A 10043-nucleotide genomic window follows, 5' to 3' on the forward strand; every position below is an offset into this window, starting at 1 on the left:
ATACTCGCTCGGAACTAATTGCAAGGTACACTAATCATAGTTGAAACGCCACTACTTCCAGGTTAATATTAGTCGTGGAAGCAAGGCCGGTGAACACCTTGGTTTTTTAAGCACACCTCAGTCTCGGTTAACCCAGTTTCGTGGTTCTGAGTGCGTCCCGGACTAAAACTTTGAGAAATCGGACGGGTAATTGTTTAGTCTCCCAGACAAATTCCTAAACCGCGGGCCGTTTTAACCAGAGTACCATTTAACTCTACAGGTCTGTATTTGGCGATCGCATCTTCCAGAGGAACGCTCACAACTTCCCGCTTTTGCCAAGATACCATGCAGTCGTATTTCTCTTCGGCAACTAAATCAACTGCTGCCACGCCAAAAGCCGAAGCAATTAATCTTTCTAGCGGTGAAGGAGTTCCCCCGCGTTGAGTATGTCCCAAAACGGTGACGCGAGTTTCTGCACCGCTACAGTCAGAAATTGTATCAGCTAAATACTGACCAATTCCGCCTAATCGACTTTGACCTAAGCGATTTGTGTGCATTACTAACTCGCCTGCTTCTGTGCGAACTGCCTCCGCTACTATAATTAAACAGTAGTTTTTTCCCCGGTCTTGGCGTTCTTGAATTTGGGCACAGATTTGGGAAATTTTGTAAGGGATTTCCGGAATCAGAATTATATCAGCTCCCCCAGAAATTCCGGCACTGATCGCAATATGTCCGGCATCGCGTCCCATGACTTCAACAATCATAACGCGACTGTGACTAGCCGCAGTAAAATGCAAGCGATCTAGTGCTTCAGTAGCAATATTGACAGCCGTATCAAAACCGATAGAACGCTCGGTAATTCCGACATCATTATCAATAGTTTTAGGAATAGCAACTAAATTCAAATTACCTTGTTGAGCAATCTTCCTGAGAATGGCAAGACTGCCATCGCCACCAATGCCAATTAAGGCATCCAAACCTAGTTGGTGATAGCCTTCGATAATGTCCTCAGAACAATCGCGTAGAGTCCCATCAGACATCGGGAAGGCAAAAGGATTGCCCTCATTTGTCGTGCCTAGCATCGTACCGCCAATGGTGAGCCACGAGTCTACTTTCTCAATATCCAAGGGAATTGCTTGAGGGGGACGACTCATCAATCCCTTGGTGGCTTGACGAATGCCCATCACTTTCCAATTGTAAGTTCCCGTTGCGCGGTGGACAACGGCTCGGATAACTGCGTTTAAGCCTGCACAGTCACCCCCGCTGGTGAGGATACCGATACATTTTTGTTCTCCCATAATTAAGGCCCGACTTTTGTTACTCAGAACATGACTTGATTTTTTTAGATCCCGATCGTCCAATCCTTATTTCCGACCTAAATAGGTAGGCGAAAATAAACTTTACCCTGTAACAGAATGTAAAGCTATCATAACTTTTGTGATTGCTTTCCTAAGAGATCGCTCATTCAGAGAGCTTTTCACTCGCTTTTGACTACTTATGTATTTTTAAGCTTAATCGACCTAATGGAGTGCCTCATTTCTGACGCATCCCACAAGTTCGATCGCCAACTCAGTCGCATCGCCAATCACCGTCTCCAACAAAACATCAATTTTACTTGGGATTGAGGCGTTTAGAAACTTGGTTAACTATACCGCTGAGAATAGCACCGCCCATGAGAATTCCGAGGGCGGGATTAAATACGGGCTGCCACAGACTGTACCACAAATCAAAACCGAGATTCACCCCAGTCGATCGACCTGCTACTGCGATCACAAACCACCCAAAAATGGCAAAGACGAAAAACACATCAGCTACTAAAAGCAAGTTAAGCAAGTTAAGAAATTTATCTTTCATTGTCGAGGGTTCCTTTTGAGTGTATATGTGTCAAGTTTTGGCAAGCGGTTGGTAATGGAGCGGATTGATAGCTGCAACTGGCGATCGAATAAAGATAAAATATCATTCAATTGTTTTCGCGCACAGGCTGTCAAAATATGGTTCGCTATACACTTCCTCAAAGCCCCGAAATTATTTTAACTGTCAAAGGGAAAGATTCAGCCAAAGCCCGGGAAGAAGCGATGGATCGCCTGATGGATCTCATGGATGAGGGCAAGCTGCCTACGGAACTCGTGGAGGGATTTGGGCCCAAGCAGTTTGTTGAAGTTAAGGATATCGAAGATGCTGCGTCTGAAGGCGAGGACGCGATTACTGAAGCCGTCCAGATTTTGAGCAATTTGGCAAGTCTCAAATTGAAAGTCATGGAATCCCGCGAAGAAGCACTCAAAATCCGGGCGGCGATCGACATTTTGTTTACAGATGAGGCTGTGACGGCCGAGGAAATTGGTCGTTTGAAAGATGGTTTCAAGGTTCTAAAAAACTTTGCTCAAGCTAACGTCCGCTATCGAGAAGCCAGAAGTAAAGCCGAAGAAGCACGGGCAATTCTCGACGAAGCTTTGCAATCTGTCGAACCGGAAAACAAGGCGCAGAAGTCGGCGAAATAGTAGCAGGTTGGGTTGACTCACATCTAGCAACAATCTCAGAAGCTTTTCGGCCTGTTCCATTACAAATTAATTCTCTTGTCTCTTGTGGAACCGACCCAAAAGCCTGTTGCTAAAAAATGTAGAGAATAGCGGAATATTTGAGATTGAGGAACCCACCCAAAATCCCACACATTTGACGTTTCGTTTATCTACCTTCAAAAAAATAGGAAAAAAATTGTGAACCAACAAACAGGAACTCTCAGAAACTCGATGTCAGGCAGCTTGCTGCTGGCTAAAAAGTTAGGTTTTGAACCAAAAACTGTGATTGATGTCGGTGCAGCCTTGGGAACTTTTAACCTTTACGAAACTTTCCCAGATTCTCGACATTTGCTAATTGAACCCATCGCCGAAAATGAACCTTACCTCGCCAAAATTTGCCGCAAGCTCAAAAGTGCAGAATACATTATTGCAGCAGCGAGCAAAGAATCGGGAGTTTTCACCCTCAACGTCAGTCCCGGTATGGTGCATTCTTCACTTTCTGAAAATCGCGTTACTGACAGCAGCAATCCTTATTTGAGAAACATACCAGCAATTACCCTAGATGGAATATGCAGGGAAAGAAACTTGCCAGGCCCGTATTTAATTAAAGTGGATGTAGACGGACAGGAGTTAGATGTTTTAGCGGGAGCAACTGAAATTTTGCAGCAGACAGAATATGTAATTGTAGAAGTTACTTTGTTCGGTCAGATGTATGATGTAATGAGCTTTATGAAGTCCCAAGGCTTCGCAGCTTACGATATTGTTGATTTGGCATATCGCCCGATTGATAAAGCTTTGTGGCAAGTTGACATGGCTTTTGTTAAGGAATCCGGTCACTTCCGAAGAGAGAGGGGTTACGCGACAGGAGAGCAGGATCTCGAAGCACTTAACTCGCATCTCAAAGCTTATCGAGAAAGTTTGATCCAATATATTGACACTCATTACAGCGACCCAGTAGAGCCGGAACCACAGGTCAATCAAGTTGTTTTGGGCGAAGATTATGTCATCATTTAACTCAAGTTGCTTCCATCTGATACTAAATCCGGGTCGCACTTCGCACGCTTATTTAATTAATCCTCAACATCTAAAAAACTGGTTTTCTAAATGCTGCTATTGCCGTCTATAAGCTTGCAATCTGCTGTAAATAGGCTTTCATATCATTTCCGGTTACACCGGAATGATGTTGACTGTTGAGGGTTGACTGTGGACTGTTGACGCCGTGAACAGTGAACAGTCAACAGTCAACAGTCAACTCGAATTTACTATTCCGATGCTAACGGATTTGATATCATTGGATATCAGAAAGTGGGAATGCCCTAATGCGGCCCTCACCATGATAGAAACATCCATGCAGCTAAAAACATTAGAAATCGAGGTTTACGAATTTGAGACGTAGGGCATACCTCAGTAGCTTCTGCAGCTAGAGTAAGACCAAGTAAAGGCACTGCTTTTACTTGGCATCAAGCTGTCAAGGAAGAATCCCCCGTCAAGCTACGTTATGACGGGGGAGTGTCAACTACCACAATTAATCCCAAGGCGCTTTTGTTGTGAATCGTTGAGTTGCTGGCGGCCTAAGCTGTCAACCATCAACCTGTGGAGGCGGTCAATTCTATTTCTTTAGCCCAAGGTATTGCTGCCAAAATATAGTAGATGTTATCTCCTGGGCAGCACTTTTCCATTTTTCCCTTACGGATGACCATTCATTACTACCTTCAGCAGCAACTTTAAACCACCTAGTCAAAAGGTTAGTACCAGCTACTTTATCTACCTCATTTTGGTTGTTATAGCTTTTACTAAGCTGTACAATGCTCATGTGAAAGCTTTCTGGGTCAGTGTTTTTGATAAAATCTGGGCCTTTTAGATAGTCTTCAAAAGCTTTTACAACCATTTCTACATGATTATAATCAAATTTTGCTAAAGCCTGAAGTATTACTTTTGTCAAATGCTCAACTGCAGCCATATATTCTGGAGAATAATGGATGGAATAAGCTATTAAATCATTGCGGATATAATAATAATTTTCCCAATTTACATTCTTTGCCGCCGCTGGTTGATGCCACACCGCCAGTGATGGAAAAGCTACAATGTTATTGCCCAACTCTTTTATTCTTAAACCAAACTCTACATCATCTATTTTGATAAATAAAGGCAGCGGTAATTTAGTTTGTTCAACGAGTTCCTTAGAAAAAGAGAAAAACCAAAATCCGCCATAATCTACATCTTCTTCCTTCAGCAACCTGTTGAGAGAATTAGAATCTCGTAAATCGATATTATAATTTAAAGCAATTAATGCCCCAGGTCCAAATCCTCTAGTTTTAGAATAGGCGTTGTACGATGCTCCTGCTTCATACAACATATGCTTTTTTTGTAAATTTAGCAGTCCACCCGCTACAGCAAAATCCGAATTGGCGTATTCATACAAAGGAAATAATTTATAAATACATTCACTTTCTAACTCTATATCATCATCCATAAGCAAAAAGTGAGAATATTTTTCTTCCTCTAAAGCTTCTACCAACCCTCTGGTAAAGCCCCCGCTTCCACCAGCATTTATATTAGGAACTAGCCTCAGTTTTGGCTTTCCGAAATCAGCTTCATCTAAAGTTCTACCATTATCAACCACGAATACTTTAAAGTCCTTGGTTTCTAGTAATTCATCTTGAAAAATTGCACTTAATGTATTTTGTATGAAGTCCTCTTTTTTAAAGGTGCAAATTACAATCCCCAAGGATGCTTCTCTAGTTTTACTTTGATCGGTTGCTATCCAGGCCCCTTTAAATTCACCCTGTTCACTAGAACAAGTTATTTCAAAATATATTCTGCCCGCTTTTTTACCTTGAAGGAGATTTATTGGTGAGATTTTTACAGGATCAGAGAACTGACATTTCTCAAAGCTCTCTTCAGAAATAATTTCTTTGTTTTTTTGTCCATCAAATTCTCGGTAAACAGAAACTTTAAAATCGCCTTCAAGTTTCAGCACATAGTAGATAGAGCTAAGAGTTGTATATTGAGTATAATATCTCTCGTAAAACGAATTAAAGTAAGAATTTGAGGAGACAACACCACCCCGAGATAAAACAACTTTTTTGTCATCTTCCTGGTAGCTTATAGAGGCAGATTCATTACACCGTATATATACATCCGAGGCCTCGACTGATTTTGGTAGCTTAATTCCAGCTAATATATTCATGTAATATCTCCCTCTTCTTGTAGTAGACTTAGTTATTTTATTTGACTGATGTTCATCAGTCTTAGCTTAAGAGTAATTTGTGGATAGGTTCTAGTACCTCCTCCTTTAGGCATAACTCCTATGACATTTTTTTAAGTCGTGGATAAAGGGATTGATATCGAAACCAAGCCTCTTCTAGGATTGGATCAACTGATTGGGGAGTGGCAGCAAGCATTGGTGTGGCTGCCAGTTTGATGGTGTCATTAGCATCTGCATATACACCAATTCCGATACCCGCCAGTAGAGCAGCACCACGTCCGGAAGCCGCAGCAACTGTAGTTGAATAGAGGGGTATTCTCAATACATCGGTCAGTAATTGTTTCCAAGGCATTTCTGCCGTTCCACCGCCTGCTAAACGCATTTCTGTCGCTTTAAAACCTGTTGCTTCAAGTGCCTCAAAACCTTGTCGCAAGGCAAAAGCAACTCCCTCTAAAGCTGCCCTCATCAGGTGCGCCTGTGTGTGATGAAGTCCAAGCCCCACCCATGCCCCGCGTATATAGGGATCAAGGTGTGGAGTTCGCTCACCCGTGAGGTACGGCAAAAATGTCAACCCTTCACATCCTGGGGGAACAGAAAACGCTTTAGTATAGACTTCCTGCCAGCTCAAGCCGAGGATACCTCGCACCCACTCAAGCGCTAAGCCGGCATTTTGCATTGCTGCAAGTGTGTACCACTGGTTAGGTAGGGCGGTTCGATAGAGATGGGTACGACCATGACGATCGATAATTGGTTGCGATCGAGGTGTAATGATTTGAGCGCCTGTGCCGATCGTTAGTTGAACCAATCCAGGCTCTAGTAGTCCGTTACCAAGTGCCGCCGCTGCGGTATCCGCAGCACCAGCGATAACCGGTAAGCCAACAGGTAAGCCGAGATGCTCTGAAGCAATAGTTGTTAGGTAGCCGGAGATCGCACTAGAGGGGATAATTTTTGGTAACCAATCACTACGTAGATTCAGCGCCCCGATTGCTTCCCCAGCCCAGTTGTCCGACACAATATCGTAAAGCAAAGTACCGCTAGCATCAGATGGTTCGGTTGCAACTTCTCCAGTCAGCCGTAACCGCAGCCAATCTTTTGGCTGAAGTTCCCAACGCGCTTCGGTGTAGACAGTAGCCTCGTGTTCTCGTAGCCACAACAAAGTTGGACCAGCCATTCCAGCCGTAATCGGGTTGCCCAAGCGCTCTAGAATAGCAGCATCGAGCGAATGATAAGTGTTAAGCGTGGCACTAGAGCGAGTATCTGCCCAGAGGATAGCAGGGCGCAGGGGCTGACCCGACTCCGAAGCTAGGACAACGCCGTGCATTTGTCCTGAAAGTCCGATCGCCTGTACCCCATCAGCGCGATCTCCCACTGCCTTCCTAACAGCCGAGGCAACAGCTAACCACCAATCTTCTGGTTCCGACTCAGCCCATCCTGGGTGGGGTGAATGAACGGGATAAGAGCTTGATGCTTCACCTATAGTGGTTCCGTCTGTCGCTAGGAGCAATGCCTTAGCAGAGCCTGTTCCTAAATCTATACCAAGCAGCATGATAGCTAATCCTCAAATCATTCAGTGTCTCAGCAAACGGGCGATCGCATTGACCAATTCATCAGGTTCAACAGGCTTGGATACATGGATCTGAAATCCGGCAGCTAAGGCTTGCTGCTGATTGATCTCTCCAGCATAGGCAGTAAGTGCGATCGCAGGAATCATACCTCCCTGTTGGGGTGACCACTTTCTAATTTGCCGAATCAGGGCATAGCCATCCATCTCTGGCATTCCAATGTCACATAAGAGCAGATCGGGGACAGATTGATTCAGGAGGGCCAACGCCTGTACCCCCGAAGCGGCTGTCGTAACTTGTGCGCCAGATTGCATCAGGGTGAATGCTGCCAACTCCCGCATATCTGCATCGTCGTCCACAACCAAGACCCGAACACCTGCTAAGTCGTCTGCCGCACTTTCTGCGTGCCTGTCATCAGAAGAGGGTTCCGGCTCTACGATGTTTATCGGTAGCCGGATGGTAAATGTAGCCCCTAAGTTCTGTCCTAAGCTGTCTGCTTGAACGGTTCCTCCATGCAGTTCGGTAAAATGACGGACGATCGCCAGCCCTAATCCCAATCCGCCGAATTGTCGGGTTATTGTACCATCTTCTTGGCGGAAGTAGTCAAACACATGGGGTAAGAAGTCTCGTTTGATGCCTTTTCCAGTATCTTTAACTTGAATCTGAGCGTACATACCAACCTGTTCTAGTTGCACGTCGATGCGTCCTCCGGTTGGGGTGAACTTGACAGCGTTGGAAAGCAGGTTCCAGACTACTTGTTGGAGGCGATTGCTATCGCCTGAAACCGTTCCTGAAAAAGGATTAAATGTGGTCTGGATTTGAATGTGTTTGGCTTCGGCTGCCAGTCGTACCGTTTCTAGGGCAGCCTCAATCATTGCCGCTAGATTCACAGGAGCAACGTTTAACGTCATTTTTCCTTGCAGAATGCGCGAGACATCCAACAAGTCCTCAATTAATTGCGCTTGCAGCTTGGCGTTGCGTTCGATCGTTTCCAGTGCTTGCTGCGTTTTTGTAGCATCGAGTCGCCCAGTTCGCAGCAATTTTGTCCAGCCCAGAATCGGATTGAGGGGCGATCGCAACTCGTGGGACAATACGGCTAAAAATTCGTCTTTAATTCGGTTAGCGGCTTCTGCTTTTGTGCGATCGCGTTGAGCCGCCCGGTACAACTGAGCATTGTCGATCGCCAAAGAAGCACGACGAGCTAATTCCTCTGCCTGTTGCAAATCGGCCGGGGTGTACTGTCGTTCAGATTCGGCGGAGATAAAGGAAATGACCCCTAGAATTCGTGCCTGAGTTCGTAGTGGCACCGTCATTACCGATTTGAATCCAACCTGCCGTAGAATCTCTAAATGCTCTGAATCCCGCGCTGCGTGTACCAACAGTTCATCGGGAATCTCCGGCACCAAATCAGGTTGTCCAGTTCGCAGTGTAAATGCAGCACCGCGAGGGTCATCCGGATTCATAGGATACTTATCTCTAATCTGATGTGCCCATTCCAGTTTGGCAGGGTCAACGTGAGCCACTGCAATCTGCTCGATCGCACCATCCTCTTCTATCATGTGGACCGTACACCAGTCCGCTAATTTCGGCACTGTAAGCTGCGCGACTCGCTCTAAAGTCGTTTGATAATCGAGTGAGGATGCCAGCACTGCACTCGCCTCAGAGAGAAAGTGTTGGGCAAGCTCTAGCCTGACGCGCTCAGTCACATCGACTACATAAACTAAAACCCCTTCAACCTGAGCATTTGAGTTAACAGTCGGAAGATAGTAAACGTTGTAGTAACCGGGACGGCGATCGCCGCGTCCGGGAACATTCACCGCAAAGTTTGGTGAAATAAAGGGATTTCCTGTGGTGTAGATCTGATGAAAGACTTCAACTAATTTGGGATCGAATTGACCAAAAAGTTCTGGAATGGAATTTCCTAAATGTTGCTCGCGGGTTAATCCATTAATTTCTGCTAATGCTTCGTTGATGGCAATAAATCGCTGCTGTGCATCTAATAGGGCAAGTCCAATCGGAGACGTTTCAAAAATAGTGGCTAATTGGTGCTGTGCCGCTTCTGCCTCTGAACGGGCAATGCGTTCGCGCCCTAGTAGTTGTTCCCGTTCCTGTTCGGCTTGCTTGCGCTGTGTGATGTCAATGAGAATGCCGATCATGTGGATCGGCTTTCCCTGTGTATTGTAGGTAAACCGTCCTCTGGCTTCTACCCAATGAATGGAACCATCCGGCCAAAGGATGCGATATTCGTGGTGATACTCGGTTCGCTCCAGCCGCGCTTGTTGAATTGCTGCTTCTGCTACGGCTATATCGTCTGGATGAACACTTTTAGCCCACAGTTCATAGCTGGGTTCGTACTCATTTGGTTGAAGTCCTATGATGGCAAAGTGTCCATCAGACCAGGTTACAGTGTCCATCTGTATATCCCAGTCCCACGTTCCCATGCGTCCGACGTTGAGCGCGAGTTGCAGATTAGCTTCACTTTCTCGCAATTCCTCTTCCGCCCGCGATCGCTCTACGGCTAGCCAGGTTTTTTGAGCAATTCGCTCCATCAGCACCACATCTTCCTCAGTCCAGTGGCGAACAGAGACATGGTGCAACACCAACAACGCAACAAATCGCCCTTCTTTCACCAATGGAACACACAGGAGAGATTTGGTTTGAATTGCGTCAAAGGTAGCAGTCCCCGATCCGGCAGTCCGAAGATCGCGATCGACATCATCTACGACAATAGTTTTGCCCTGCTTTAATTCAGCAATGAGTTCAGGGCCAAACGAATCC

8 protein-coding genes are annotated in these 10043 nt (G+C 45.5%); 3 read left to right on the forward strand and 5 right to left on the reverse strand.

Going from position 1 to position 10043, the window contains the following annotated elements; all coding sequences use genetic code 11:
- Positions 1-194 precede the first annotated feature (194 nt).
- Positions 195-1277 (reverse strand): ATP-dependent 6-phosphofructokinase, encoded by a 1083-nt coding sequence (locus QUA71_RS25520; RefSeq protein WP_333213620.1) that lies wholly within the window; start codon positions 1275-1277, stop codon positions 195-197.
- A gap of 313 nt (positions 1278-1590) precedes the next feature.
- Positions 1591-1833: a hypothetical protein gene (locus tag QUA71_RS25525; RefSeq protein WP_006634122.1), complete on the reverse strand. Its 243-nt coding sequence runs from the start codon at positions 1831-1833 to the stop codon at positions 1591-1593.
- 137 nt (positions 1834-1970) lie between these two features.
- Here QUA71_RS25525 and QUA71_RS25530 point away from each other — a divergent pair, with 137 nt between their 5' ends.
- The 3 genes from QUA71_RS25530 (at position 1971) to QUA71_RS25540 (ending at position 3891) form a co-directional block, all read left to right on the forward strand.
- Entirely contained in the window at positions 1971-2477 is a 507-nt protein-coding gene (locus QUA71_RS25530) for a hypothetical protein (RefSeq protein ID WP_006634121.1), read from the forward strand.
- Between the two features lie 216 nt (positions 2478-2693).
- Positions 2694-3509 (forward strand): FkbM family methyltransferase, encoded by an 816-nt coding sequence (locus tag QUA71_RS25535; protein WP_333289364.1) that lies wholly within the window; start codon positions 2694-2696, stop codon positions 3507-3509.
- Positions 3510-3714: 205 nt separating this feature from the next.
- Positions 3715-3891, forward strand: coding sequence for a hypothetical protein (locus QUA71_RS25540; RefSeq protein ID WP_333289365.1), 177 nt, complete (start codon positions 3715-3717; stop codon positions 3889-3891).
- Positions 3892-4104: 213 nt separating this feature from the next.
- Here QUA71_RS25540 and QUA71_RS25545 read toward each other — a convergent pair whose 3' ends face one another.
- The 3 genes from QUA71_RS25545 to QUA71_RS25555 form a co-directional block, all read right to left on the reverse strand.
- Positions 4105-5685 carry a glycosyltransferase gene (locus tag QUA71_RS25545; protein WP_333289367.1) on the reverse strand — a complete coding sequence of 527 codons (1581 nt, stop codon included), beginning with the start codon at positions 5683-5685 and terminating at the stop codon, positions 4105-4107.
- A gap of 118 nt (positions 5686-5803) precedes the next feature.
- Positions 5804-7249, reverse strand: coding sequence for a xylulokinase (xylB, locus tag QUA71_RS25550; RefSeq protein ID WP_333289369.1), 1446 nt, complete (start codon positions 7247-7249; stop codon positions 5804-5806).
- A gap of 21 nt (positions 7250-7270) precedes the next feature.
- On the reverse strand, positions 7271-10043 hold a 2773-nt coding region (locus QUA71_RS25555), incomplete at its 5' end, for a GAF domain-containing protein (protein WP_333289371.1).

The sequence above is a fragment of the Microcoleus sp. MON1_C5 genome (assembly GCF_036701875.1).
In the GTDB taxonomy this organism is placed as follows: Bacteria; Cyanobacteriota; Cyanobacteriia; order Cyanobacteriales; family Microcoleaceae; genus Microcoleus.

Bases quoted from the DNA above. Each gene is read 5' to 3' on its own strand.
- QUA71_RS25530 (WP_006634121.1), top strand. From the start codon at position 1,971: ATGGTTCGCTATACACTTCCTCAAAGCCCCGAAATTATTTTAACTGTC.
- xylB (WP_333289369.1), bottom strand. From the start codon at position 7,249: ATGCTGCTTGGTATAGATTTAGGAACAGGCTCTGCTAAGGCATTGCTC.
- QUA71_RS25545 (WP_333289367.1), bottom strand. From the start codon at position 5,685: ATGAATATATTAGCTGGAATTAAGCTACCAAAATCAGTCGAGGCCTCG.
- QUA71_RS25525 (WP_006634122.1), bottom strand. From the start codon at position 1,833: ATGAAAGATAAATTTCTTAACTTGCTTAACTTGCTTTTAGTAGCTGAT.
- QUA71_RS25520 (WP_333213620.1), bottom strand. From the start codon at position 1,277: ATGGGAGAACAAAAATGTATCGGTATCCTCACCAGCGGGGGTGACTGT.